The 25,574-nt window shown below is 68.8% G+C and carries 23 protein-coding genes; 18 read left to right on the plus strand and 5 right to left on the minus strand.

Features of this window, described 5'->3' with window-relative positions; genetic code table 11:
• Window positions 1–50: 50 nt before the first annotated feature.
• Window positions 51–1,625, plus strand: a complete 1,575-nt coding sequence (locus G9373_RS30275; RefSeq protein WP_167118345.1) for a molybdopterin-dependent oxidoreductase — start codon at window positions 51–53, stop codon at window positions 1,623–1,625.
• A 20-nt stretch (window positions 1,626–1,645) separates the two neighbouring features.
• On the opposite strand, the gene G9373_RS30280 is transcribed toward G9373_RS30275, so the two are convergent.
• The 3 genes from G9373_RS30280 to G9373_RS30290 form a co-directional block, all read right to left on the minus strand.
• Window positions 1,646–2,350, minus strand: coding sequence for an HNH endonuclease family protein (locus G9373_RS30280; RefSeq protein WP_167118348.1), 705 nt, complete (start codon window positions 2,348–2,350; stop codon window positions 1,646–1,648).
• A 64-nt stretch (window positions 2,351–2,414) separates the two neighbouring features.
• Window positions 2,415–2,732, minus strand: coding sequence for a hypothetical protein (locus G9373_RS30285; protein WP_005252838.1), 318 nt, complete (start codon window positions 2,730–2,732; stop codon window positions 2,415–2,417).
• 71 nt (window positions 2,733–2,803) lie between these two features.
• Window positions 2,804–3,706, minus strand: coding sequence for an NADP-dependent oxidoreductase (locus G9373_RS30290; protein WP_064080126.1), 903 nt, complete (start codon window positions 3,704–3,706; stop codon window positions 2,804–2,806).
• Between the two features lie 352 nt (window positions 3,707–4,058).
• On the opposite strand from G9373_RS30290, the gene G9373_RS30295 reads away from it, so the two are divergent.
• The 7 genes from G9373_RS30295 (at window position 4,059) to G9373_RS30325 (ending at window position 14,075) form a co-directional block, all read left to right on the plus strand.
• Window positions 4,059–6,890, plus strand: a complete 2,832-nt coding sequence (locus tag G9373_RS30295) for a DEAD/DEAH box helicase (RefSeq protein WP_167118351.1) — start codon at window positions 4,059–4,061, stop codon at window positions 6,888–6,890.
• Window positions 6,887–7,660, plus strand: coding sequence for an SWIM zinc finger family protein (locus G9373_RS30300; RefSeq protein WP_054248054.1), 774 nt, complete (start codon window positions 6,887–6,889; stop codon window positions 7,658–7,660). The genes G9373_RS30295 and G9373_RS30300 overlap by 4 nt, the downstream gene beginning before the upstream one ends.
• Window positions 7,661–7,720: 60 nt before the next feature.
• Complete coding sequence (locus tag G9373_RS30305) at window positions 7,721–10,744, plus strand: AAA family ATPase (protein ID WP_054248055.1); 3,024 nt, start codon at window positions 7,721–7,723, stop codon at window positions 10,742–10,744.
• Window positions 10,745–10,793: 49 nt separating this feature from the next.
• Window positions 10,794–12,227, plus strand: a complete 1,434-nt coding sequence (locus G9373_RS30310; protein WP_005563045.1) for an FAD-binding oxidoreductase — start codon at window positions 10,794–10,796, stop codon at window positions 12,225–12,227.
• A gap of 10 nt (window positions 12,228–12,237) precedes the next feature.
• A complete protein-coding gene (locus tag G9373_RS30315) occupies window positions 12,238–12,669 on the plus strand; it encodes a DUF1232 domain-containing protein (protein ID WP_005563044.1) in 432 nt (143 codons plus the stop codon).
• A 69-nt stretch (window positions 12,670–12,738) separates the two neighbouring features.
• Entirely contained in the window at window positions 12,739–13,218 is a 480-nt protein-coding gene (locus G9373_RS30320; RefSeq protein WP_005563043.1) for a DUF1990 domain-containing protein, read from the plus strand.
• A 113-nt stretch (window positions 13,219–13,331) separates the two neighbouring features.
• Window positions 13,332–14,075, plus strand: a complete 744-nt coding sequence (locus G9373_RS30325) for a GntR family transcriptional regulator (protein ID WP_005563042.1) — start codon at window positions 13,332–13,334, stop codon at window positions 14,073–14,075.
• A gap of 19 nt (window positions 14,076–14,094) precedes the next feature.
• Here G9373_RS30325 and G9373_RS30330 read toward each other — a convergent pair whose 3' ends face one another.
• Complete coding sequence (locus G9373_RS30330; protein ID WP_167118354.1) at window positions 14,095–14,559, minus strand: PTS glucose transporter subunit IIA; 465 nt, start codon at window positions 14,557–14,559, stop codon at window positions 14,095–14,097.
• Entirely contained in the window at window positions 14,556–14,786 is a 231-nt protein-coding gene (locus tag G9373_RS30335) for a PTS glucose/sucrose transporter subunit IIB (RefSeq protein WP_005563039.1), read from the minus strand. The genes G9373_RS30330 and G9373_RS30335 overlap by 4 nt, the downstream gene beginning before the upstream one ends.
• Before the next feature lie 249 nt (window positions 14,787–15,035).
• On the opposite strand from G9373_RS30335, the gene G9373_RS30340 reads away from it, so the two are divergent.
• From G9373_RS30340 to G9373_RS30385, 10 genes are all read left to right on the plus strand, one after another.
• A complete protein-coding gene (locus tag G9373_RS30340) occupies window positions 15,036–16,301 on the plus strand; it encodes a PTS transporter subunit EIIC (protein ID WP_052023922.1) in 1,266 nt (421 codons plus the stop codon).
• 2 nt (window positions 16,302–16,303) lie between these two features.
• On the plus strand, window positions 16,304–16,573 hold the full coding sequence (locus G9373_RS30345) for an HPr family phosphocarrier protein (protein ID WP_037240048.1): 270 nt from the start codon (window positions 16,304–16,306) through the stop codon (window positions 16,571–16,573).
• The gene (gene ptsP / locus G9373_RS30350) at window positions 16,573–18,252 is read left to right on the plus strand and encodes a phosphoenolpyruvate--protein phosphotransferase (RefSeq protein WP_167118358.1); all 1,680 of its coding nucleotides are present in this window, start codon (window positions 16,573–16,575) and stop codon (window positions 18,250–18,252) included. Before G9373_RS30345 ends, ptsP begins: the two co-directional genes overlap by 1 nt.
• Window positions 18,249–19,433, plus strand: a complete 1,185-nt coding sequence (locus tag G9373_RS30355; protein WP_167118361.1) for an amidohydrolase family protein — start codon at window positions 18,249–18,251, stop codon at window positions 19,431–19,433. Before ptsP ends, G9373_RS30355 begins: the two co-directional genes overlap by 4 nt.
• Window positions 19,421–20,200, plus strand: a complete 780-nt coding sequence (nagB, locus tag G9373_RS30360; RefSeq protein ID WP_005265206.1) for a glucosamine-6-phosphate deaminase — start codon at window positions 19,421–19,423, stop codon at window positions 20,198–20,200. The genes G9373_RS30355 and nagB overlap by 13 nt, the downstream gene beginning before the upstream one ends.
• Entirely contained in the window at window positions 20,201–20,914 is a 714-nt protein-coding gene (locus tag G9373_RS30365) for a copper homeostasis protein CutC (RefSeq protein ID WP_005563032.1), read from the plus strand.
• A 299-nt stretch (window positions 20,915–21,213) separates the two neighbouring features.
• Complete coding sequence (locus G9373_RS30370; RefSeq protein WP_167118364.1) at window positions 21,214–22,530, plus strand: HNH endonuclease signature motif containing protein; 1,317 nt, start codon at window positions 21,214–21,216, stop codon at window positions 22,528–22,530.
• Between the two features lie 36 nt (window positions 22,531–22,566).
• Entirely contained in the window at window positions 22,567–23,058 is a 492-nt protein-coding gene (locus G9373_RS30375; RefSeq protein WP_005564062.1) for a pyridoxamine 5'-phosphate oxidase family protein, read from the plus strand.
• A gap of 113 nt (window positions 23,059–23,171) precedes the next feature.
• Window positions 23,172–24,674, plus strand: coding sequence for a CoA-acylating methylmalonate-semialdehyde dehydrogenase (locus G9373_RS30380; protein ID WP_005564060.1), 1,503 nt, complete (start codon window positions 23,172–23,174; stop codon window positions 24,672–24,674).
• Between the two features lie 10 nt (window positions 24,675–24,684).
• Window positions 24,685–25,574, plus strand: an 890-nt coding sequence (locus tag G9373_RS30385) for an acyl-CoA dehydrogenase family protein (RefSeq protein WP_167118367.1), incomplete at its 3' end; no start/stop codon positions are given.

The following is a 25,574-nucleotide window of genomic DNA, read 5'->3' on the forward strand; positions in this document are numbered from 1 at the left end:
CGTTCTCAGCTCCGAATACACGGTGACGACGACAAAGGAGCAGGGCTGCGATGACGACGACGATCGGTGACCGGCACGAGGCGGCGCGGACGCCCCGGAGACGGCGGCACCTGCTCTCCCGCGCGCTCGCCGGAGTGATCGCCGCCGGCATCGTGCTCGGGGTGGGCGAACTGCTGTCGGTGCTGATCGACCCGAACTCGTCGCCGTTCTATGCGGTCGGATCGACGACGGTGGACCGCAGTCCCGCCTGGGCTCGCGAGTTCGCGATCGACACGTTCGGAACCAACGACAAACCCGCCCTGTTCGTCGGCATGACGATCCTCATCGTGCTCCTTGCCGCGATCGCGGGCATCGTCGAGCGTCCCCGCGCCCCGTTCGGCAGCGCGATCCTGGCGGCTCTCGGGCTGGTGGGAATCTACGCCTCGACCCAGCGCCCCAGCGCCACGTGGATGTGTGCGCTGCCGACCGTGGTGGGGGTCGTCGCCGGCATCGCGGTTCTGCGGGTGCTGACGGCCGCCGCGCGGGCACCCGAGCACTCGGACGCCGAGGATTCGTGGTTGCCGCGCCGAACTTTTCTTCTGCTGGCCGCGACCGCCGCCGCGACCGCCGCGGCCGCGGGAGCCGCCGGCCGGTACCTCGGGCAGCAAGCCGCGGGAGCTCTGGACAACCGCAGCGCCTTCACCGTTCCCGAGGTGACGGACCGGGCGGCCCCGATCGCTCCGGGCACCGACATCGACGTGCCGGGCGCCACCCCGTTCGTCACGTCGAACGAGGAGTTCTACCGGATCGACACCGCACTACGGGTCCCACGGTTGACGACGGACGACTGGAAACTGCGCATCCACGGCATGGTGGACCGCGAGGTCACGCTGACGTGGGACGACCTGGTCGCGAGGACGCCCGTGGAACGGGTGGTCACGCTGACGTGCGTGTCCAACGAGGTCGGCGGAAACCTCGCCGGCAACGCCACGTGGATCGGCTACCCGATCAAAGACATCCTCGACGAGGCCGGGGTGCACCCCGACGCCGACATGCTGCTGTCCACGAGTAGCGACGACTTCACGGCGGGCACCCCGGTCGAGGCCTTGCGGGACGGACGCGACGCGATCCTCGCGGTGGCGATGAACGGTGAGCCGTTGCCGTTCGAACACGGTTATCCGGTGCGGCAGGTGGTCCCCGGTCTCTACGGCTACGTGTCGGCCACCAAATGGGTGGTGGATTGGGAACTCACACGCTTCGACAAGGCGGAGGCCTACTGGACGAAGCGCGGATGGTCCGCGAAAGGTCCGATCAAGACCGCGTCCCGGATCGACGTGCCCGCATCGTTCACGCCCACCGCGCCGGGGCCGGTTCTCGTCGCCGGAACCGCCTGGGCACAGCACCGCGGCATCGAGAAGGTGGAGGTGCGGGTCGACAACGGCGAATGGCAGACCGCGACCCTCGCCCCGCAGTACACCATCGACACCTGGCGGCAATGGACCTGGGAGTGGCAGGCCACATCCGGACTGCACACCCTCCAGGTGCGGGCCACGGATCTGGACGGCAACGTTCAGGTGGAGGAGCGGACGCCGCCGATCCCGGGTGGCGCCACCGGCTGGCACACGCGTTCCTTCACCGTGTCCTGAGGCACCGTCTTCTGAGGTGCTCACGGACACCGCTCCGCCACCTCGGCGAGCGCGTCGCGGTCCGCCAGCGTCACCGGAAGCCCGTACTCCACCGCCACCGACAGGTACTTGCCCGCGTAGAAGCAGTGGTACGCCGGATTCGGCGGAAGCCAGTCCTGCGGGGTCCGGTCGCCCTTGTCCTGATTGTCCGCACCGTTGACGGCCAGCAGGTTGAACGTGACGTCGTTGGCGAACCGCAGCCGACGCTCGGGCGACCACGTCGACGCGCCCATGTCCCACGCCGCCGCCAAGGGGTAGACGTGGTCGATCTGTACGGCTTTCGCGTCGGCTCGGTCGAATTGGAGCACCTCGCCGGAACACGGATCGGCGAGGACCCCGCTCAGCACCACGCAGCCGCGGGTGCCGTCGCGGAACGCCACCGAGCGGAGATCGAGCGCGAGAACGTTGTTGCGGGTGTCGCACCCGTCGTGGCCGGCGGCGGCGTCCTGGTCGTCGGTCCAGGCCGGGCCGAAGACGCACAACTCCTTGCCGGAACACCCGCGCTGATATCCGCCGGGGTGCGGACGGGACTCGACCGTCGCGACCCGGCCGAGCAACTCCTCGATGTGTGCGCGGGGCGGACTGCCCGGTGCCGGGCCGGGGCCGCTGAGGTCGAGAAGCGACACCCCGCAACCGCAGACCGTCAGGATCGCCACCAGCCACGCGGCCACGTACAGAAGTCTCATGCGTCCCCCGGCGCTCGACCCATCTCCCCCTACCACCGGGAGTATGCACCGGGCCCTCGACACGTCAAGTGAAGGGGAGGCGCACCGCGGCGATCGACGACAGGTGCGTGCCATCGTGGCCGATCACCCAGGAACCGCCGCTCTGCCGGCATTCCGCGAGCAGATCGAGGGTGCGGAGGAGGAAGAAGATCGCCTCGCTGGGGGTGGGGGTAACCGCAAGCCTGTGTGCCTCACCGTGTTTCATCCCGTCGAGCCACACACCCGACTGTCCGTCCAGTCGAATCGTGACGATGTGCGTGGCATCGACGAAGGCGTACTTCCGTTGCTCCCACGGAGTGGTGAGCGCGTACCCCTGTTCGAGAACCTGGATCAGGATGCTCATGACCGACTCCCGAGTGTCCGGCAGCTACGTCTCTCCAGCATCTACCTCGGAACCGGTGAAAGCCAGACCTGCTAACCGAACTCGATCACGACCTTGCCGCTCGTGTGACCGGACTCGACCATCGCGAGAGCGTCACCGGCGTGCGCGAACGGGAATCGGTGAGCGACCCGCGGATCGAGGGTCCCGTCGGCCACCAGCGCGGCCAGCTCCGCGAACACCGCGGACGTTCGGCGCCGTTCCACCCCCGAGCCGCCGAGATCCCGCGCGGCGAGCGGATCGCCGGTGCTGAGGATCGCCGCCGGATCCGCGACCACCCGCGCCGCCTCGGCGAGCGCGTCACCCCCGACGAGGTCGAAGACGGCGTCGACCGGGCCGGGTATGCGTGCGGCCAGGCCGTCTCCGGACGCCACCCAGGTGGCACCGAGCGATTCGACGATCTCCCGCTTGCTCTCGCTCGCGACTCCGATCACGGTGACGTCCCACGCCGCGGCCAACTGCAGCGCCGCCACCCCCACACCGCCGCCCGCGCCGACGACGAGCAACCGGCTGCCGGGCGCCAGATCCAGGGTGGTCAGCGCGTCGTACGCGGTTCCCGCCGCGACGGGGAGCGTGGCCGCGTCGGCGAACGAGACCGGCTCGGGCTTGTGCGCCGCAGAGGCCGTGTTGACCAGGGTGTACTCGGTGTAGCCGCCGAAGCCGGTGGCGGTCGCGCCGAACACGGCATCGCCGACCGCGAAGCCGGTCACCCGGGGCCCGACATCCGCGACCACACCGGCGACCTCCCGGCCGAGAACGGCGGGAAGGGTGACGGGGACGGTGTCCTTGCGCGTTCCCGCCCGCACCTTCCAATCGGCGGGGTTCACGCCGGCCGCGTGGACGGCGACCAGCAACTGTCCGGGGCCGGGGGAGGGAACGGGGACGTCGAAGAACTGCTGCGTCTCGGGGCCGCCGTACTCGCTGAAGCCGTATGCCATGCTCACGCCCACAGTCCTATCACGAACGGCGCCCGCCCTCGGGGGACGAAGAAGGCCCACCGAACGGGTGTCGGTGGGCCTTCGCGTCGGAACTCAGGAGCCGAACGAGCCCGTGCCTCCGCCGCCACCCATCAACGGTCCGAGAACCTGGATGAGTTGAACGAGGACTTGCAAGATCTGTTCCATGTCCATTTTGTCTTCCTCCGATCACTGCGATCACGTACGGCAGCGATCCCGGTGAGTTACCGGCGTGGACGGCCGCCAACTGGTTCATCGGTGGAATATGGTCGAGGGTTACATGTCACGAGCAGGGATTTCACGCGCTGTCGGTTGCACCTGCTTGGATGGGTGCATGCTGCACGGCCTCTGGACACCGGGTTCGGGTCTCATGCTGTGGGTGGAGGACCGGAATCCGGCCGCCGAGGAGCCGTCGGATGCGGTCGGTCGGGTGCTGGCACGGAAGTTCCGGCATCACGTGAAGGTGCCGATGCCGACGCCGTCGGGGCCGGAGATGCTCGAGTGGGCCGCGGTGGCGCTCGCACCGCCGGACGCGACGGAGTTCCTGCTGTCGGTGTCGGCCCGCGACCCCCGGATAGCTGGGGATCTGCGCTACCTCGCCCACGTCGCCCGCGGTGTCGAGCGGTGGGCACGCGCCGGCCGGGTGGTGCCCGAGGTGCACCGCGCGGAGGGCGGCTGGTGGCCGCGCTGGCGGCTGCTCGGCGGTGAGCGGCAGCGTGCGTGGCTCACGGAGCTGGCCGTCGCGATGCCGCCGGTCCAGCGTCACGGCACGACCCCCCGCGCCGTGCTCGACGACATGGTCACCGAGCTGACCGACCCCGTCGCCCGCCGTGTCCTCGAACGCCGGCATCCGGACGATTCCGCCACCGACGCGGACCATCCGCTGATCGAAGCGCTGCTGCGCGGCGACCAGTTCGACGAGGGCACCGCCCAGCTGTCGGGTTCGCTGGACGGGTGGCGCGACAGCCTCAAAGTGGACGAACCCGAACTGGTGCTGCGGCTCCTCGAGCCGGAAGACGTTGACGTGGAGGGGGACTGGGATCCGGACACGGTGCTGTGGCGACTGGAGGTCTGTCTTCGTCCGGAAGGCGAAGCGCCGGTGCCGATTCCGTTGCATCACACGGAGGCGAGTCGCCTGCAGATCGGGGTGCGCAAGCTGACGGAGGCCGTGGCCGCCTACCCGCGACTGCAGGACGTCCCCAGTGATCCCGACAGCCTGGACCTGATGTTGCCCACCGCCGTGGTCATCGACCTCGTCGGACACGGTGCGGTGGCGTTGAAGGAGAAGGGCATCAGCCTGCTGCTGCCGCGGGCGTGGAGTGTGGCGTCGCCGTCGATGCGCCTGAGGGTGAGCTCGCCGAGCACTCCGGCGAGCGCGGAGAACCGGGCCGTCGGCAAAGACCAGCTGGTGCAGTACAACTGGGAACTGGCACTCGGCGACACGGTCCTCACCGCCGCGGAGATGAATCGACTGGTCAACTCGAAGAGTGATCTCGTGCGGCTGCGCGGCGAGTGGGTGCGGGCGGATCAGGAGGTGCTCTCCCGCGCCGCGCGGTACGTGGCGGAGCGGCACGCGAGCGGCGACCGGGCCATCGTGGACCTGCTGAAGGACCTGATCGCGGACGATCTCTCCGACCTTCCCGTCGAGGAGGTCACGGCCACCGGCTGGGCGGCCGCGTTGCTGGACGGCGACACGAAGCCGCAGGAAGTGCCGACCCCGGACGGGTTGGACGCGACGCTGCGCCCGTATCAGAAGCGGGGACTCGACTGGCTGGTCTTCATGAGCCGCCTCGGCCTCGGCGCCGTCCTCGCCGACGACATGGGTCTCGGCAAGACACTGCAGTTGCTCGCACTGCTGGCACACGAGAACGCCGCGACACCCACCTTGCTGGTGTGCCCGATGTCGGTGGTCGGCAACTGGGAGCGCGAGGCGGCACGCTTCGTTCCCTCGCTGCGGGTGCTCGTCCACCACGGTCCGCAGCGGCTGAGCGGTGAGGACTTCACCGCCGCCGTGACGCAGAGCGATCTGGTGATCACCACGTACGCGCTGCTGGCCCGCGACGTCGCGCACCTGAAGGAGCAGGACTGGCGGCGTGTCGTGCTGGACGAGGCGCAGCACATCAAGAACGCGAAGACGTCCCAGGCGCGGGCGGCGCGGAGCATTCCGGCGGCGCACCGCGTCGCGCTGACGGGCACTCCGGTCGAGAACCGGCTCGACGAACTGCGCTCGATCCTCGACTTCGCGAACTCGGGCATCCTTGGCTCGGAGGCGATGTTCCGCAAGCGCTTCGTGGTGCCCATCGAGCGGGAGCAGGACGAGGCGGCCGTCGCCCGGCTCCGCGCCGTCACGTCGCCGTTCGTGCTGCGCCGCGTCAAGACCGATCCCGCGGTCATCGCCGACCTCCCGGACAAGTTCGAGATGACGGTCCGTGCCAACCTCACTGCCGAGCAGGCCGCGCTGTACCGGGCGGTGGTCGACGACATGATGGCGCAGATCAAGGACAAGAAGGGGATGAAGCGCAAGGGGGCCGTCCTCGCCGCCCTGACGAAACTCAAGCAGGTGTGCAACCACCCGGCACACTTCCTGCGCGACGGGTCGGCGGTGATGCGGCGCGGACAGCACCGCTCCGGCAAGCTGGGGCTCGTCGAAGACATCCTGGACTCGGTGGTCGCGGACGGCGAGAAGGCGTTGCTGTTCACCCAGTTCCGGGAATTCGGCGACCTCGTGACCCCGTACCTCGCGGAGCGTTTCGGTACCCCCGTGCCGTTTCTGCACGGGGGCGTCTCCAAGCAGAAACGCGACGACATGGTGGCCTCGTTCCAGCGGGACGACGGGCCGCCGATCATGATGCTCTCGCTGAAGGCGGGCGGGACGGGCCTGAACCTCACCGCGGCCAATCACGTCGTTCACCTCGACCGGTGGTGGAACCCGGCGGTCGAGAACCAGGCCACGGACCGGGCGTTCCGGATCGGTCAGCGGCGGGACGTGCAGGTTCGCAAGCTCGTGTGCGTCGGCACCCTGGAGGAGCGGATCGACGCGATGATCGCCACCAAGCAGGAGCTGGCGGATCTCGCCGTCGGGACGGGCGAGAACTGGGTGACGGAAATGAGCACCGAGCAACTCGGTGAACTGCTGCGGCTCGGCGACGAGGCGGTGGGCGAATGACGAATCGGCGACCCGGGCCGTACTTCGGCCAACACGGCAAGCGTCGACCGGTGACGGGCGGGCTGGAGGCACGATCCCAGCGCGGATCGTTCGGGCGCACGTGGTGGGGCCGCGAATTCGTCGACATCATCGAGTTCGTCGCCGACAAGGGCCGGATGAGCCGCGGGCGGAGCTACGCGCGCAGCGGACAGGTGATCTCGCTCGAGATCGCCGGGGGGATGGTCACGGGAGAGGTCCAGGGCAGTCAGCTCCAGCCGTTCGTCGCCACCGTCTCGATCGATCGCCTCGACGACGCGGAGGTCGCGGAACTCGTCGCGCTGGTGCGTCGGCAACCCGGCAGTCTCGCGATGCTGGCGGGCGGCGGAGTTCCGGAGGTTCTCGGACCCCTGCTGCTGCCCGCCGGGGCGTCCGCGCTGAACTACGACTGCACCTGCCCGGACGACGGCTGGCCGTGCAAGCATGCGGCGGCGGTCGCGTACCTCACCACCGAACGCATCGACGAGAACCCGCTCGAGATCCTGACGCTGCGCGGCGTCGACCTGGACATGCTGATCGACGGCGTCGGCGGCGACTCCTCCGACGCGGACGTCGACGACTGGTTCGGTGACGAGTCCCAGCTGCCCGACCTGCCCGACGCCGACTTCCGGGCGGCGATCGACGACCTCGACCCGCTGCTGCTGCGGAAGGCGATCCGATCGGTCAGCGAGGACGAGCGCGCGGTGGACGCCGCGATCCGGGAGCTGAAAGCGCTGTACCAGCACTTCCGCTGACCGTGCGATGATGAGAACGCGGAAGTTCGCCTCGTTCCGCGACCCGGGAGCTGGTCAGTCATGTTGACGGTCTACCTGCTCGGCGAACAGCGCGTATCGAACCCGGAGGATGTCAGGGTCGGCCCCATCTCGTCACGGGCGATCGCGTTGCTGGCCTACCTCGTGCTGCACGCCGGTCTCGCTCAGTCCAGGACCCGCCTCGCGGGGCTGTTCTGGCCCGAGTCGAGCGAGCAGCAGGCCCGCACCAACCTCCGGCGGGAACTGCACAATCTCCGCGGCCTCCTCGGATCGGACGGTGCGCTCGCGGCGGACGGGCCGACGCTCACGTGGACGGACTCGTCGTCGTGTCGGGTGGACGTCGACACCTTCCGCAACGAGCGGTCGGCCGCCGTCGCGGCCCTCGTCGATTCCGACCCGCGGGCATTTCTCGATCACGCCGACCGCGCGATCGACACCTATCGCGGCGAACTCATGCCCGGAACCTACGAAGACTGGGTCCTCGAGCACCGCGAGGTGCTGCGCAGGCAGTGCGTCGAACTCTGCGAGGCGACGGTGCGGGTGTTGCGGGAGTCAGGTGACGTGGAGACCGCCACGGCGTGCGCGCGCCGACGTATCCAGCTCGACCCCCTGGAGGAGGTCGGGTACCGGACTCTCATGGAACTGCAGGCCGCGTCGGGCGACCGGGCGGCGGCGATGACCACCTACCACCGATGCGCGGCCGTTCTCGAGACCGAACTCGGCGTCACGCCGAGCGCGGCGACCAGCAGGCTGTTCGACAACCTGCTGGGGGAGCACCCGAGGGTCGGTGCCGGCGCGGCTCGCCGGCCCGAACGCGTCCGGACCGCGGTGCCCGCTCTGATCGGGCGGGAGCGTGAACGCGGGGAGTTGCAACGGCGGTGGCAGCAGTCCCTCGACGGCAGGCAGGGACTGCTGCTCGTCTCGGGGGACGCGGGTGTCGGCAAGACCCGGTTGACCACCGAACTCGCGGAGATCGCTCGCGCAGACGGAGCGGTGGTGGCGACCACGAGGTGTTTCGGACTGCCGGGCCGCGTCGCGCTGGCGCCCGTCGCCGAGTGGCTGCGCAGCCCGGATTTTCGGTCCGCGATCGGGTCTCTGAATCCGTTGTGGCGGGCCGAGGTCGAACGGCTCGTCCCGAGCGCCGAGCCCGGGCCGCGACCGTCGACGTCCCGGGCGATGGTCGACGCATGGCAGCGTCACCGCTTCTTCGAGGGAACGACGCGTGCGGTGCTGTCGTCGGGCCGGCCGGTCCTGCTCGTCCTCGACGATCTGCAGTGGTGCGACGCGGAGACGACGGCCTGGCTGGCCTTCCTGCTCTCACTCGACACCCACATGCGGGTACTGGTGGCTGCGACCGCCCGCACGGACGAGGCGCGGTCGCGACACGATGTGCGGGAAGCGCTGCGGGCCCTCCGGTCGGCACGGCTGGTCACGGACGTCGAGGTGGACCCGTTGACCGCGGACGGGACCGCGGAACTGGCGCGGTCCCTCGGCGGCCGGGCGCTGGACCCGTCGGAGGAGGCGGTCCTGTACGCCGCGACCGGGGGCTACCCGCTGTACGTCGTGGAGGCCGCCAGGATGGTGCCGGGCATGAATGCGACCGGGCGGGGCGGGGCCGCCGACGACCTCGGCGAGGTGCTGCAGCGGCGGCTCGAACAGTGCTCGGAACCCGCGCGGGACGTCGCCGGCCTCGCCGCGGCGCTCGGCACGGATTTCGATCTGGACCTGCTCAGCGAGGCGAGCGACCTGAACGCAGATTCCCTCGTCCAGGCGGTGGACGAACTGTGGCGGCGGAGGATCGTCCGGCCGGCGGGCACCGGCTACGATTTCGTGCACGACCTGGTCCGGGAGGCCGCGTACCGTTCGGTCAGCCCGCCGCGACGCTGGCTCCTGCATCGGCGGCTGGCGCAGGGACTCGAACTTCTCCACACCGGCCGCACCGACGACGTGGCAGCACACCTCGCAGAGCAGTATCGGCGCGGCGGCCGCCCCGACCGCGCACTCCACTATCTGCAGCGCGCCGCCGAGGTGGCAGCCAGCGTGTTCGCGAACGCGGAGGCCCTGCGGCATTTCCGGGACTGCCTCGACCTCCTCGAGGCGATGCCGGTGGGCCGCAACCGGGACGCTCACGAGGTGGATGTGCGGCAGGGCATGTCGGCGCCGCTGACCACCCTGTACGGGTACTCCTCCACCGAGCTCGAGCAGACGCTGGACCGCACAGTGGAGCTGGGGCAGCGTCTGCGCCGGCCGAAAGTCGTGCTCGGTGCCCTGATCGGATTGTTCGCGGCACACTTCGTGCAGGGGCACACCGCGCAGGCCCACGGCATCGGCGTGCGTGCCCTCGAACTGTCCGCAGCCGATCCCGAGTTCGAGGGTCAGGCGCAGTTCGCCGTGGCGGGGGCCGCCCTCGGTCTCGGCCGGCCGAGGGATGCGATCGAACATTTCGACGTCGCGCTGCGATCGTTCTCCGACGACTATTCCTTCATCCTCGGGACCAGGCTCGAGGTGCATGCCCACGCCTGGGAGTCGCACGCGTACTGGATGATCGGTGACGAGCAGAAGGCGGCGCGGTCGTGTGCGGAGGCCCTCGCATTGGGCAGGACCTGCGGCCACCCCTACAGTCTCGCGGTGGCGTTGGGATACGCGGCGGTGCTGTATCAGATCCGCGGCGACGACGCAGCGCTCCTCGCCTCGCTCACCGAGTTGCGGGAGCTGTGCGAGCGCTACCACTTCGCCTACTACAGTCAGTGGTCGCAGATCCTCGAAGGCCGGCTCCTCGGCGGCGAACCGGGAATCGCGAAGATCCGCGAGGGGCTCGCCGAGTTGCGCCGGCAGCGGGCGTTCGCGCGTATGCCGTACTGGCTCTCACTGCTGGCGGAGGTCCAGATCGACGTCGGGTGGAGGGACGCGGCCCGCGCCACGCTCGATGCCGCCCGGATCGCCGCCGAGCAACACGACGACCGCTGGTGGTTGCCGCAGGTGCTGCGACTGCGTGCGGACGCCGGACCGTTCGCGGGCGGGGCGCCGGCGCGAACGGTGCGCGAACGCCGGATTCCTACGGTGTGAATTACCAGGCACGGCCCGTTCCGGGGCCTGCCGATCCGAGGAGAAGGCTATGAGTACCACCACCACGAATTCGACGCCGTCGACGACGACACCGCCGCCCTACGCGGAACTGGCCGCATCGCTACGCGGAGAGTTGATCACCCCCGACGACGCCGGCTACGACGACGCGCGTGCGGTGTACAACGCGATGATCGACCGTCGACCCGCGGCCATCGCGCGGTGCGCCAACGCCGCGGATGTCGTCGCGTGCGTGAAGTTCGCGCGGGAGCATCACGTCGAACTCGCGGTTCGCGGCGGTGGACACAACGCGGGAGGTCTCGGCGTGTGGGACGGTGCCCTCGTGATCGATCTGTCGGGGATGCGCGGAACCACGGTGTCGCCCGCCGACCGGACCGTCCGGGTGGACGGCGGGTGCACCTGGAGCGACGTCGACCATGCGACCGTGCCGTTCGGTATGGCCACCCCGTCCGGGTTCATCGCGTCCACCGGTGTCGGCGGACTGACGCTCGGCGGCGGAATCGGCTACCTGACCCGCCGTTTCGGTCTCACCGTGGATAACCTGCTCAGCGCCGATGTCGTCCTCGCCGACGGCACGCTGGTGACGGCGAGCGAACGATCCCATCCGGACCTGTTCTGGGCGCTGCGGGGAGGCGGCGGAAACTTCGGTGTGGTCACATCGTTCCAGTTCGCGTGTCACGACATCGGCGACCACGGCACCGTCGTCGGCGGGCCGGTGCTGTACGACCTGGAAGACACGCCCGACGTGATGCGGTGGTACCGCGAACTCCTGCCGTCGCTGCCCGAGGAACTCAACGGCTGGATCGGGCTGCTGACCATTCCGCCCGCGCCGCCGTTCCCGGAGGAACTGTGGGGACGCAAGGCGTGCGGCGTCGTCTGGTGCTACACCGGCGACCCGAACAAGGCCGACGCGGTACTCGAACCGATCCGCGACTTCGGAAACCCGCTGCTGGTCGGACTCCACGAAATGCCCTTCACCGCATTGCAATCCGCCTTCGACGGACTTTACCCGGCCGGATTGCAGTGGTACTGGCGCGCCGACTTCGTTCGGGAGATCTCCGACGACGCCATCGACATCCATCTGGAGTTCGGCCGTCAGCTGCCCACCGGTCATTCGACGATGCACATGTATCCCATCGACGGCGCGGCGACGCGGGTCGCCGAGGATGCCACGGCGTTCGCGTACCGGGACGGCGGCTGGGCCGGGGTGATCGTCGGTGTCGACCCGGATCCGGCCAACGCCGACGTCATCACGGACTGGGCCAAGCGGTACTGGGAGGCCCTCCACCCGACGACCGCGGGCGGGGCGTACGTCAATTTCATGATGTCCGAGGGTGAGGACCGCGTGCGTGCCTCCTACCTCGGCAACTACGACCGGCTCGCGCAGGTGAAGGCGAAGTACGATCCGGACAACCTCTTCCATGTGAACCAGAACATCCGTCCCGCGGTCCGGTCGGAGCACTAGGCGCAGCCGTATGGATCCGGGGCAGGTGTGGGCGGCTGCATGGCCCGTCCTGATCGGCGCGGCAACGGGCCTGCTGGCCGTCTGGGTGGTGCTGGCGCTCGTGCTGTGGCGATCGAGACCCGACAGCACCCGGATCGGGGAGACGATCCGGGTGCTCCCGGACGTGCTCCGTCTCCTGCGCCGCCTCGCAGCCGATCCCGACCTGCCCCGGGGGGTGCGCGTCCGGCTCGTCCTGCTGCTGGTCTATCTCGCGGTTCCGATCGACCTGATACCCGACTTCGTCCCCGTCATCGGATACGCCGACGACGTGATCATCATCGGCATCACGCTTCGCTCGGTGATTCGCCGCGCAGGTCCGCAGGTCGTGGCTCGGCACTGGCCGGGCACCCCTGAAGGCCTCGAGGCCGTGCGCCGGGTAACGTGCCTTCCCACCTGCTCGTGACGTCCGGACCGAGAGGATCCCGCCATCAGTACCTCCCGAGACGACCTGCCCGCGTTCACGTACCCCGAGGTGGGGGCGAGCCGCGACGTTCCCTTCCCTGCGGGATATCACCATCTGACCGAGCAGAAGGTGATCGGCTCCGGGGCAGACGCATTCGCCGCAGCCGCCGCCCACCTGTGTGCCTGGGGGATGCACCGCGACGCCGGGCTGGACGTGCGGGCCGACGCTCCGACGGCCTCGCCCGGCACGGCGGTCGAACTGCGATGGGGCATCGGTCCGCTCCGGCTGACGTTCTCCTGCCGCGTCGTGTACGTCCTCGACGAACCGCATCGCAAGGGATTCGCGTACGGGACGCTGCCGGGTCACCCCGAGCGCGGCGAGGAGAGCTTCGTCGTCGAACAGCGGCCGGACGGCACCGTCCTCGCGACCATCTCGGCGTTCTCGAAACCGGATCGGTGGTTCACCCGGCTCGGCGGGCCCGCCGGCCGGGTCGTGCAGAGGGTGATGACGCGCAAATATCTCGAGGCGTTAGCCGAGGCCGCACGGTAGGCCGGAGCGCCCGGATCACGTATTCTCGTGGTTGGACCGGACCGGACGGGACCTTTGCAGCCCGACTGCCTGATCCGATGTGTCTCACCCCTGACAGAGCTGGAGCCGCCGGAATGATGCCCGTACATCTACGCGACAGCGTGATTCCGAAGCACGAGCAACTCCGTGCCATCCTGCTGCACAAGTGCACCAAGGAACTTCAGCCCGGCGACCTGATGACGAGTGAACGAAAACTGATGCAGGACTACGGCGTCAGTCGCATCACGGTTCGTGAGGCGATCGGGCAGCTCGTCAACGAGGGCCACCTCGTGCGGGTGCGTGGCAAGGGCACGTTCGTCGCGCATCGTCCGGTGCAGTCGAAACTCCACCTGGCCTCGTTCACGGAGGAGATGCGGGCGCAGGGGCACAAGCCGACGACGGTGGTGCTCCAGAGCGAGGAGGACGCGGCGCCGGAGGCCACCGCGAAGGCGCTGCGCATCGCGCCGGACACCAGCGCCTATCACGTCAAACGGCTGCGGCTGGCGGACGGCGAACCGGTCAGCGTCGACGACGGCTGGTTCAACGCCGCGCTGCTTCCCGGCCTGCTGGACCTCGACCTCACCGGCTCGATCTACCGGGCGACCGCCGACAAGTACGGCATGCCGATCGACCGGGCGGAGCAGACCGTGAGCGCCGACGGGGCGAGCCAGGAGATCGCGACCCTGCTCGGCATCAAGAAGGGCGCCCCGGTGATGTACTTCGACCGGGTGTCCTTCAGCGGTCCCACACCGGTCGAGCACACCCGCAGCTGGTACCGGTCCGATCGCTACCAACTGCAGATGGAAGTTCAGGGGGAGCGGACTCAGCGCAGCGTCTGAGCCCGGCCGCCCCTCCGTTCTACGGCGCCGTCCAGTCGAACAGGGCGTCGCCGGTGGTCACGTCGGATCCGATGGTGTCGGTGGACACCGAATCCGGCTTGGAGTCCATGACGACGATCGGGCAGATGGCGGAGTGTCCGGTGCCGTCGATCTCGGTCGGATCGAATCGCACCACGGGATCACCCGCGTCGACGTCGTCGCCCTCCGCTGCCAGCAGGGTGAACCCGTCGCCCTTCAGCTTCACGGTGTCGATTCCCAGGTGCACGAGCACACCGCCGCCCGCCGAGCCCAGGATGACGAACGCGTGCGGGTGCAGTTTGAGGATCTTGCCCGGGATCGGCGCGAGCACGTCGAGGGCGCCACGGTCGCGCGCCGGTTCGATCGCGACTCCGGAACCCACCATCTGGCCGGCGAATACGGGGTCGGGCACGTCGGCCAGGGCGAGCACGCGGCCGGGCAGTGGAGCCTGCACGGACAGGCTCACAGGATGTCCTCGATGTCCTCGGCCAGCGTGTCCGCCTCGGGGCCGACGATGACCTGGACGACGCTGCCCGCCTTGAGGACGCCGTGGGCGCCTGCGGCCTTGAGCGCGGCCTCGTCGACCTTGGCGCCGTCCTTGACCTCGGTGCGCAGGCGGGTGATGCAGGCCTCGATCTCGACGATGTTGTCGGCACCGCCGAGGCCGCTGATGATTGCGTCCGCTTTGGACATCGGTTCTCCCTCGTAGTTCGTGTTCGAGCTGCAGGTGATGGTGCCGGATGGGTTAGCTGGATCACATTTGCCTGTTGACATCCTGTGCTCACCTGGTCAAACTAGCAACTGGTTATGACCGGACAGTACCCGTTGGGGGTGCTGGTCCACAATAGTTTTCCCGAAGCCGTACGACGCGCTCGCCGCCACCGGTTTCGGGACTCGCCAGACGCCGATTCGGCGACCGAAGCGCACACAGAGAAGGCCGATATGACTGTCGTAGACAGCCCGAAAAAGGAATCAGCGGTGTTTGCCGGGTTACAGCGCCTCGGGCGCAGCCTGATGCTGCCGATCGCGGTACTTCCCGCGGCCGGCATCTTGCTGCGGCTCGGCCAGGACGACCTCCTCGGCCGATTCGACTCGATGCACACCGCCGCGTCCGTCATCTCCGCAGCCGGCCAGGCCGTGTTCACCTGGCTGCCCCTCATCTTCGCGGTGGGCATCGCCATCGGATGGGCCAAGAAGGCCGACGGTTCCACCGCCCTGGCCGCCGTGGTCGGATACATGGTCATCAACGGCGTGTTCGAGGCCATGTCGCCGGTCGTCCTCGAAGGCAAGACCGATCCGAACGGCGACCAGGCGCTGATCAACTACGGTGTGCTCGCAGGCATCGTGATGGGTCTGCTGTCCGCGATTCTGTGGCAGCGGTTCTACCGCACCAAACTGCCCGACTACCTCGGATTCTTCAACGGGCGCAGGCTCGTTCCCATCCTCACCGCCGTCACCGGTCTCGTCGTCGGCGTCCTGATGGCGTTTCTGTACCCGGCCTTCAACTCCGCACTGACGTGGGTGGGCGAGACCGTCGCCGAGAACTCCGTCGTCGGTGGCGGCGTCTACGGCATGGCCAACCGCCTGCTCATCCCGACCGGACTGCACCACATCCTGAACTCCACCGTGTGGTTCCTCGTCGGCGACTACCAGGACGCGAGCGGCGAACTGGTCCGCGGCGACCTCAACCGGTTCTTCGCCGGCGACCCGAGCGCAGGCATCTTCATGACCGGCTTCTTCCCGATCATGATGTTCGCCCTTCCCGCTGCCGCACTGGCGATCTGGCGCAACGCCCGGCCGTCGCAGAAGAAGGTCGTGGGTGGGATCATGCTTTCCACCGCGCTGACGGCGTTCCTCACCGGCATCACCGAGCCCCTCGAATTCGCGTTCATGTTCGTGGCTTGGCCGCTGTACCTGATCCACGCGTTCCTCACCGGCACCTCGATGGCGCTCGTCAACGCGCTCGGCATCCACGACGGATTCACGTTCTCCGCAGGCTTCTTCGACTACGTGCTCAACTTCGGCAAGGCCACCAACGCGTGGATGCTGATCCCCATCGGGCTCGGGTACGCGGTCATCTATTACGTCCTGTTCAGCTTCGTCATCAAGAAGTGGAACCTGCGCACTCCCGGTCGGGAGGACGACGCGGAAACGAACACCGACACGAACGCCGACACGAACGCCGACACTGAGAAGGCAGGTCAGTGAGCATGGCTACACGAACGGTCCTCATCGGTTCCAAGGTCGGACTGCACGCCCGTCCCGCTGCGAAGTTCACTCAGGCCGCCGCGGCGGTACCGGTCGCAGTGCAGATCGCGGTCGGCGAGTCCGCGCCGGTGGACGCAGGCAGCATGCTCGCGGTGATGACCCTCGGCGCCGAATTCGGTACCGAGGTGACGATCACCGCGGAAGGGGAGGGCAGCGAGGAGGCCCTCGACCGCCTCGCAGACTTGCTCGCCTCCGACCTCGACGCCGCCTGATGTCGACGGCTACGGAAGTTCTCGTACACGGCCTCGGGGTGAGTCCGGGGCTGGTCTGCGCACCCTGGCTCTCGTTCGGGACACCGGTCGCGACGTCGGCCGAAGACCCTGTCGGCGAATCGATCACGGCCGAGACCGCCCGTGTGCGGGACGCCCTCGCGACCGTGTCCGGCGACCTCGAAGCCCGCGCCGCCCAGGTGGACGGCGTCGCGTCCGAGATCCTGCTCGTGTCGGCGGCCATGGCCCGCGACCCGGGAATCGTGTCCGCCGCCGAGGAGAACCTTCGCGCCGGCATGCCGACGGCACACGCCGTGAGCGTCGCGTTCGACGGTTACTGCGCCACACTCGAGGCCCTCGGTGGGTACCTGGCCGAACGCGTCGCGGACCTGCGTGACCTCGGGCATCGCGCGGTCGCGGTGCTTCTGGGAGTGCCGATGCCCGGCATCCCCGATCCCGGGTACCCGTTCGTTCTCGTCGCCAGGGACCTGTCGCCCGCGGACACCGCGATGCTCGGCGGCAGCGACGTGGTCGGTCTGCTCACCGCCGAGGGCGGGCCGACGAGCCACACTGCGATCCTGGCGAAATCCCTCGGTCTGCCGGCGATCGTGAACTGCGCCGACCTCGACCGGTTGGTCGAGGGAAGACCGGTGGTGGCCGACGGGACGACCGGCGAGATCGTCGTCGACCCCGGCGACCTTCGGCAGGCAGAGGTGGCCGAGCAGGTCGCGGAGGCGCGAGCGCGGGTCGCGGCCATGAGTGGACCCGGCCGCACCCGGGACGGGGCACCCGTCGGACTGCTCGTCAACATCGGCACCGTCGACGACGCCACCCGCGCCGCCACCGCGGATTCCGAGGGCGTCGGGCTGTTCCGCACCGAATTCCTATACCTCGGCAGGCAGATCGCGCCCACCCTCGACGAACAGATCGCCACCTACACGTCGGTGCTGGAGCAGTTCGCGGGACGCAAGGTGGTGGTCCGGACCCTCGACAGCGGCTCCGACAAACCACTGCCGTTCCTCGACCTCGGCGCGGAGGAGAACCCGGCACTCGGCGTGCGGGGGCTGCGGGTCGGCACCGTCTACCCGGACGTCCTGGCCACCCAGTTGGAGGCTCTCGGCGCCGCGGCGGCCACCACCGGCGCGGACCTGTGGGTGATGGCGCCGATGGTGGCGACGGCGGAGGAGGCGGAGGGCTTCGCCGCGCTCGCCCGCTCAGCCGGTATCGCCACGGTCGGGGCGATGATCGAAATCCCCTCGGCAGCGCTGCGTGCACGCGACCTGCTCGAGCACCTCAATTTCGTCAGTATCGGGACCAACGACCTGAGCCAGTACACGTGCGCCGCGGACCGGATGGCGGGCAGTCTCGCGCCACTGCTCGACCCGTGGCAGCCCGCCGTCCTGGACCTGATCGGCCTGGTCGGCGCGGCAGGAGCGGAGGCAGGCACACCCGTCGGCGTCTGCGGGGAGGCCGCGTCCGATCCCGCGCTGGCCCCGGTGCTGGTCGGGCTGGGCGTCACCAGCCTGTCGATGGTGGCTCCGTCGCTGGGTGCCGTGCGTGCCAGTCTGGCCGCCACCGACCTCGGCCTGTGCCGGGAGATGGCGGTCGCCGCACGCGGCGCACGGTCCCCGCAGGCCGCACGATCGGCGGTCGCCGCTCTCACATCCGGAGCGCCTCGATGATCCTGCGGGGCAAGGTCGTCGTGGAGGACGGCGTCATCGCCGACGGTGTGGTGGTCACCGACGGCGACCGAATCTCCTGGGTCGGGTCCGCCGTGCGGTACCGCGGAGAAGTGCCGCTACCGGAACCGAGTTCGTCGATACTGCTGCCGGGCCTGATCGACCTGCACTGCCACGGCGGCGCCGGCGCGGGGTTTCCCAACGCCGCCGCCGACGGGGCCCGGCGGGCCGCGGACCATCACCGCGAGCACGGCACCACCGGACTGCTCGGCAGCCTCGTCTCGGCAGGGGAGCAGGACCTGCTCCGGCAGGCCGGAATCCTCGCCGAGCTGGTGGAACGCGGTGAGCTCCTCGGGATCCACCTGGAGGGTCCGTTCATTTCCGGTGCCCGGTGCGGTGCGCAGGATCCCGCGTCCGTGATCCCCGGCGATCCCGGCCTGTTCGAGAGGATCTGCGATGCCGCGCGCGGCACCGTCCGGTCGATGACGCTCGCGCCGGAGACCGCGCACTTCGGAGAACTTCTCGCCGCGATGCGCCGGCGCGACGTGCTACCGAGCCTCGGTCACACCGACACCGACGCGGCGACCACGTCCGCGAGGATCGCCGACGCCGCCGGTGGCCCACTGACCGCCACACACCTGTTCAACGCGATGCCACCACTGCACCATCGCGCGCCGGGACCGGTGGCGGCATTCCTGGCCGCGGCCGGTCGCGGCGACATCGTCGTCGAATTGATCGCGGACGGAGTGCATCTCGCGCCCGAGACCGTGTCGATGGTGTTCGACACCGTCGGGCCCGACCAGATCGTCCTCGTCAGTGACGCCATGGCCGCCGCCGGTGTGACGGACGGCGACTACCAGCTCGGGCCCCTGGACGTGCGCGTCTCGCGCGGTGTCGCCCGGCTCGCGACCACCGACGGGTCCGAGGGGGCCATCGCAGGCGGCACCGCACGGCTGCTGGACGTGGTCCGCACCGCCGTCGTCGACAGCGGTATCCGACTCGTCGACGCCGTCGCTTCCGCCACCAGGACTCCGGCCCGGCTGCTCGGCCTGGAGTCCGAACGCGGCAGCCTCGCCCCGGGCCGCCGCGCCGATATCGTCGTGACCGATCACCAACTGCGCCCCTGCGGCGTGTTCGTCGGCGGAATACCCGCCGAACGGGAAGGACTCGCATGGAAATCGTAATCCGGCAGACGCCGTCGGACGTCAGCTCGACCGTCGCGGACATCGTCGAGGGGTACGTGCGACGCGGTCCGACGACGCTGGGCCTCGCGACCGGCTCGTCCCCGCTCGGAAGCTACCGGGAACTCGCCCGCAGGCACCGTGAGTCCGGACTGGACTTCTCGGACGCGCGCGCCTTCCTGCTGGACGAGTACGTCGGACTTCCGAAAACCCATGACCAGTCGTACTTCTCGGTGATCCGCTCGGAGTTCGTCGACCACGTCAACCTCGACACCGACCGCGTGCTCAGCCCGAACGGCGAATCGCCCGACATCGCCGAGGAAGGTGCGCGGTACGACGCGGCCATCGCCGACGCGGGCGGCGTCGACGTGCAGCTTCTCGGCATCGGGACCGACGGCCACATCGGATTCAACGAGCCGGGCTCCGCGCTGACCTCACGCACCCGCGTCAAGACCCTCACCGAGCAGACCCGCCTCGACAACGCGCGGTTCTTCGACAGCGTCGACGACGTCCCACACCACGTCCTCACTCAGGGGTTGGGCACCATCAGCGAGGCCCGGCACCTGGTGATGATCGCGTTCGGCAAGGGCAAGGCCGAGGCGATCGCCGCCGCCGCGGAGGGACCGCTCTCCGCGTTCTGCCCGGCATCGGTGATGCAGCTGCACCGGCACGTCACCGTCGTGATCGACGAAGCCGCAGCGAGCAAGCTGCAACTCGCCGACTACTACCGGTATGCGCTGGAACACAAGCCTTCCTGGCAGTCGTTCTAGATGACACCCGTACTCGAACTGGCGGTCCAGGACGTCGCGGGCGCCCGGATCGCCCGACACACCGGCGCGGTGCGCGTCGAGTTGTGCACCGCACTCGGCGCGACCGGCGGGTTGACGCCGAGTATCGGCATGATCGAAGCGGTTGCGGCCCAGGGGATCGCGGTGCACCCGCTGATCCGTTGCCGGCCCGGTGGATTCGTCTACGACGCCGACGAGATCGCCGTGATGGCTCGCGACGTTCGGGCCGCGGTGGGCGCCGGCGCGTCCGGGGTGGTGCTCGGTGCGCTCACGCCCGACATGTCCGTCGACCGCGACGCTCTGCGCCGCCTGCTCGACGGCATCGACCCGTACGCGGTGGAGGTGACGTTCCATCGTGCGATGGACGTCGTCGACGACCGGGCGACCGCCGTCGATACGCTCGCGCGGTCGGGCATCATCCGGGTCCTGACCTCGGGCGGAGCGCCGCGGTGCATCGACGGCCTCGACGCCCTGTCCGGCATGGTCGCCCACGCGCACGGCCGGATCCAAGTGATGGCAGGTGGCGGGATCCGCGTCGAGGACATCGCCGCGGTCGCGGGCACCGGCGTCGACGCCGTGCATCTCTCCGCCCGCCGCACCGTCAACGACAGCGGCGGTCCGGGCGGCGGGTCCGGCGGCTACGACGCCGTCGACGAAACCCTCGCGCGGGCAGCGGCGGCGGCGCTGGGGATCTGACTTCGACGGTTCCCTGTGGCCCCCTGTCGAGATCCCTGCGAAGTCTGAATCACTCGCTAGTCCACAATGCCTGCATGGCAGCGACGGGTGACGCCCTTGGCGGCCTTGACAGCGGCGTGTCGCGGGTCGCGACCGTTTTCGATACAGCGTTGTGCCCGTCGGTCGACGGTCCCTTCATTCGGCCCCACCCCAATACACATACGCGGGCCTTTCTGAACCGTCGACGCGGGCTATTGCCACTGGCAAGGGCTGTTGCTAGAATCGAACAGATATTCGAACAACCTTGGGGGAGGTTTGTTGTGGGGGCAGTACTTCTCGAGGAATTGCGCGCATTCACGGCGCGCCTGCAATGTGCCGAGACAACGAGTGGCGATGCGGGATTGGGCATCGATCTGCTCGATGCGATCGAGACGTTGAAGTCGGTCGGGTGTGCGGTGCAGGCGGTGATCACTGACGATGTCGCGACGAGTATCCGAGAGGACCGTAAAGCTCGGAGGCTCCCGCGATCCGAGTGGGCCCGGGGCGTCGGGTCGCAGATTGCGTTTGCGCGCAGAGAATCCCCGAACCGCGGCGGCCGGCATCTCGGATTCGCGCAGGCGCTGGTGCACGAGATGCCGCACACCCTGGCCCTGCTGCGGTCGGGTCGGTTGAACGAATGGCGCGCCACACTGTTGGTGCGGGAGACTGCGTGCCTGTCGGCCGCGGATCGGGGCATCGTGGACCGCCGGTTGTGTTCGGACCCAAACACACTGGACGGGGTCGGCGACCGCGGTCTGATCGCACGGGCCAAGGCGTTGGCGGTGGAACTCGACGCCGCAGCGGTCGTGGCCCGGCACCGCAAGGCTGTGTCCGAACGGCGGGTCACAACACGCCCCGCGCCGGATTCGATGGCGTATCTGAGTGTGCTGATGCCGGTTGAGCAGGCGGTCTGCCTGCAGGCGACCCTGGGGCGGGACGCGGACAGCCTGATCGCCACCGGGAACGGCGGTGGCCGCACCCGCAATCAGCTGATGGTGGACTTGTTGTTCGACCGGGGCACCGGAGCCGAAGTGACGTCGGGTATTCCGGTGACGGTGAACCTCGTGCTCTCCGACGAAACGTTGCTGACCGGCGGGCACGAGGCGGCGCAGCTGCAGGGTTTCGGGCCGGTGCCGGCGGGGATCGCGCGGCAACTGGTCGCCGACGCCATCGATGGAGATGCCGAGACGTCGTTGCAGCGCATCTACGCATGCCCACAGTCGGGGTCGTTGACCGCGCTGGAATCCCAATCCCGAACATTTCCGAAAAGCCTGCGAACGCTGATCGACCTGCGGGATCAGACGTGCCGCACCCCGTGGTGTGACGCCCCGATTCGACACCACGACCACATCCGCTCACACCGCGAATCCGGTGCCACCAGCGCGGAGAACGGGTCCGGGCTCTGCGAGGCCTGCAACTACGCGAAGGAAGCACCAGGCTGGACGGCCCGACCGGTGCACAACCCCGGCCGCACCCATCTCCTCGACGTCGGCACCCCGACCGGGCACCACTACCGATCAACCGCGCCACCGCTCCCGGCCGCGGCACGGCAGTCGGGAGTCGAGGCGGTACTCATCGCACAATTGCGTGCGTCTTGACCCGGCGGCCACGGGATTGGTCGTAGGGTCGTGTGCATGGCCAGCTGGAACGAGTTCGCCGAAGCTGCTCCGCGGATTGCCGCTATCTTCTCCCGTCGACATGCGGCGACCGGAAACCTCTGCATGCTCGGCACGCTTCGCTCCGACGGATTCCCGCGGATCAGCCCGGTCGAGCCGAGATTCTTCGAAAATCAGTTGTGGATCGCCGGAATGCCGAACACCACGAAGTTCCGGGATCTGGCTCGCGATCCGCGCTTCTGCCTCCACACCGCGACCGTCGACACCGAGGTGAAGGAGGGCGACGCAAAACTGTGGGGTGTCGTCGACGACGTCCAGGACAAGGCCCTGCACCAGCGTTTCGCGCAGGCGCTGTTCGACGAGACCGGGTTCGACATCCGGGGGGAGGAATTCGATCACTGCTACCGAGCCGATCTCACCGGTGGCTCGGCAGTGGAGGTCGGCGACGGCCACATGGACATCACCATCTGGAAACCGGGCGAGCCCGAGCACGTCGTGCGAAAGCACTGACTGCTCACTCCTGCCGCGACATGACACGGTCTGGACATACATGGACATCCAACTATAGGATGGGCTACATATTCGGAACTCCCTCACCATCGAGTAAGAAACGGGTTCGCACAATGGTTCAAGAGCTATCCCACTTCGTCGGCGGCAAGCGCGTCCCCGGTGCCTCCAACAAGTTCGGCGACGTCTACGACCCCAACACCGGTGAGGTGCAGGCGCGTGTGCCTCTCGCCGACAAGGCCGAGACCGAGGCGATCATCGCGAACGCGGTGGATGCTCAGCGGGAATGGGCGCTGTTCAACCCGCAGAAGCGGGCCCGCGTCCTGATGAAGTTCCTCCAGCTCGTGCAGGAGGAGATGGATTCGCTGGCGCGCCTCCTGTCGTCCGAGCACGGCAAGACGATCCCCGACGCGAAGGGCGACATCCAGCGCGGCCTCGAGGTTATCGAGTTCGCCCTCGGCGCCCCGCACCTGCTCAAGGGCGAGTACACGGAATCCGCCGGAACCGGCATCGACGTGTACTCGATGCGTCAGCCGCTCGGCGTCGTCGCCGGCATCACGCCCTTCAACTTCCCGGCCATGATCCCGCTGTGGAAGGCCGGTCCCGCGCTGGCCGCCGGCAACGCGTTCATCCTCAAGCCGTCCGAGCGCGACCCGTCGGTGCCGCTGCGTCTGGCCGAGCTGTTCCTCGAGGCCGGTCTGCCCGCAGGCGTGTTCAACGTGGTCAACGGTGACAAGGAAGTGGTGGACGTTCTGCTCACCGACGACCGCGTCAAGGCTGTCGGGTTCGTCGGCTCCACGCCCATCGCGCAGTACATCTACGAGACCGCCGCGGCCCATGGCAAGCGTGCGCAGTGCTTCGGTGGCGCGAAGAACCACGCGATCATCATGCCCGACGCCGACCTCGACGAGGTGGCCGATGCCCTTATCGGCGCAGGTTACGGCTCCGCGGGTGAGCGGTGCATGGCCATTTCCGTCGCGGTCCCGGTGGGCGAGGAGACGGCCGATGCGCTCGTTGCCAAGCTGACCGAACGGGTCGGCAAGCTTACGATCGGCCGCAGCGACGACGAGTCCGCCGACTTCGGCCCGCTGGTCAGCAAGGACGCCCTCGAGCGGGTGAACAACTACATCCAGATCGGCATCGACGAGGGTGCGGAGGCCGTGATCGACGGCCGCGGCTTCACCCTCGAGGGCCACGAGAACGGCTTCTTCGCCGGCGCGACCCTGTTCGACAAGGTCACCACCGACATGCGCGTCTACAAGGAAGAGATCTTCGGACCCGTCCTGCTCGTCGCCCGTGCCGCGGATTACGAGGAGGCACTCCGCCTGCCGACCGAGCACGAGTACGGCAACGGCGTCGCCATCTTCACCCGCGACGGCGACACCGCCCGCGACTTCACGAACCGCGTGAACGTCGGCATGGTGGGCGTCAACGTGCCGATCCCCGTGCCGATCGCGTACCACACGTTCGGCGGCTGGAAGCGCTCCGGCTTCGGCGACCTGAACCAGCACGGTCCCGACTCGTTCCGCTTCTACACCAAGACCAAGACCGTGACGCAGCGTTGGCCCTCGGGCAAGAAGGAAGAGACCAACCACTTCGTCATCCCCACCATGAACTGAACGGACCTCCATGTTCACCTTGACCGATGACGAGCGGGCGATCAGCGACACTGCCCGTGACTTCGCGGCCGAGCATCTCGCGCCGCACGCTGTGGAGTGGGATCAGGCCAAGCATTTCCCGGTGGATGTCCTGCGTAAGGCGGCGTCGCTGGGGATGGGTGGGATCTACATCCGCGAGGACGTGGGTGGGTCCGAGCTGACTCGTGTCGACGCGGCCCGCATCTTCGAGCAGCTCGCGAAGGGGTGCCCGTCGATCGCCGCGTACATTTCGATCCACAACATGGTCACCTGGATGATCGACCGGTTCGGCACCGAGGAGCAGCGCCGCGCGTGGGTGCCGGGGCTGTGTTCGATGGATCAGCTGGGCAGTTATTGCCTGACCGAGCCGGGTGCCGGTTCGGATGCGGCGGCGTTGAGCACGAGGGCGGTCCGGGACGGCGACGACTACGTCCTGACCGGGGTCAAGCAGTTCATCTCCGGTGCCGGCACCTCCGATGTGTACGTGGTGATGGCCCGCACCGGGGAGAGCGGTCCCCGCGGGATCTCGGCGTTCATCGTCCCGAAGGGGTCGCCGGGTCTGTCGTTCGGGCCGAACGAGGTGAAGATGGGCTGGAACGCCCAGCCCACCCGTCAGGTGATCTTCGAGGACGTGCGGGTGCCGGCGGCGAATCTGCTCGGGTCCGAGGGTGGTGGTTTCCGGATCGCGATGGCCGGCCTGAACGGTGGCCGGCTCAACATCGCGGCGTGCTCGGTGGGCGGCGCGCAGACCGCGCTGGAGCGGGCCGTCGCCTACCTGACGGACCGGAAGGCGTTCGGGTCGCCGCTGATCGACTCGCAGGCACTGCAGTTCCAGCTCGCCGACATGCGCACCGAACTGGAGGCGGCCCGCACCCTGCTGTG

Source organism: Rhodococcus sp. A14, from assembly GCF_011603105.1.
GTDB classification, from domain to species: domain Bacteria; phylum Actinomycetota; class Actinomycetes; order Mycobacteriales; family Mycobacteriaceae; genus Rhodococcus_F; species Rhodococcus_F opacus.

Coding starts and splice junctions, on each gene's coding strand:
- G9373_RS30275 (WP_167118345.1), top strand. CDS start 51: ATGACGACGACGATCGGTGACCGGCACGAGGCGGCGCGGACGCCCCGG.
- G9373_RS30280 (WP_167118348.1), bottom strand. CDS start 2,350: ATGAGACTTCTGTACGTGGCCGCGTGGCTGGTGGCGATCCTGACGGTC.
- G9373_RS30285 (WP_005252838.1), bottom strand. CDS start 2,732: ATGAGCATCCTGATCCAGGTTCTCGAACAGGGGTACGCGCTCACCACT.
- G9373_RS30290 (WP_064080126.1), bottom strand. CDS start 3,706: ATGGCATACGGCTTCAGCGAGTACGGCGGCCCCGAGACGCAGCAGTTC.
- G9373_RS30295 (WP_167118351.1), top strand. CDS start 4,059: ATGCTGCACGGCCTCTGGACACCGGGTTCGGGTCTCATGCTGTGGGTG.
- G9373_RS30300 (WP_054248054.1), top strand. CDS start 6,887: ATGACGAATCGGCGACCCGGGCCGTACTTCGGCCAACACGGCAAGCGT.
- G9373_RS30305 (WP_054248055.1), top strand. CDS start 7,721: ATGTTGACGGTCTACCTGCTCGGCGAACAGCGCGTATCGAACCCGGAG.
- G9373_RS30310 (WP_005563045.1), top strand. CDS start 10,794: ATGAGTACCACCACCACGAATTCGACGCCGTCGACGACGACACCGCCG.
- G9373_RS30315 (WP_005563044.1), top strand. CDS start 12,238: ATGGATCCGGGGCAGGTGTGGGCGGCTGCATGGCCCGTCCTGATCGGC.
- G9373_RS30325 (WP_005563042.1), top strand. CDS start 13,332: ATGATGCCCGTACATCTACGCGACAGCGTGATTCCGAAGCACGAGCAA.
- G9373_RS30335 (WP_005563039.1), bottom strand. CDS start 14,786: ATGTCCAAAGCGGACGCAATCATCAGCGGCCTCGGCGGTGCCGACAAC.
- G9373_RS30340 (WP_052023922.1), top strand. CDS start 15,036: ATGACTGTCGTAGACAGCCCGAAAAAGGAATCAGCGGTGTTTGCCGGG.
- G9373_RS30345 (WP_037240048.1), top strand. CDS start 16,304: ATGGCTACACGAACGGTCCTCATCGGTTCCAAGGTCGGACTGCACGCC.
- ptsP (WP_167118358.1), top strand. CDS start 16,573: ATGTCGACGGCTACGGAAGTTCTCGTACACGGCCTCGGGGTGAGTCCG.
- G9373_RS30355 (WP_167118361.1), top strand. CDS start 18,249: ATGATCCTGCGGGGCAAGGTCGTCGTGGAGGACGGCGTCATCGCCGAC.
- nagB (WP_005265206.1), top strand. CDS start 19,421: ATGGAAATCGTAATCCGGCAGACGCCGTCGGACGTCAGCTCGACCGTC.
- G9373_RS30365 (WP_005563032.1), top strand. CDS start 20,201: ATGACACCCGTACTCGAACTGGCGGTCCAGGACGTCGCGGGCGCCCGG.
- G9373_RS30375 (WP_005564062.1), top strand. CDS start 22,567: ATGGCCAGCTGGAACGAGTTCGCCGAAGCTGCTCCGCGGATTGCCGCT.
- G9373_RS30380 (WP_005564060.1), top strand. CDS start 23,172: ATGGTTCAAGAGCTATCCCACTTCGTCGGCGGCAAGCGCGTCCCCGGT.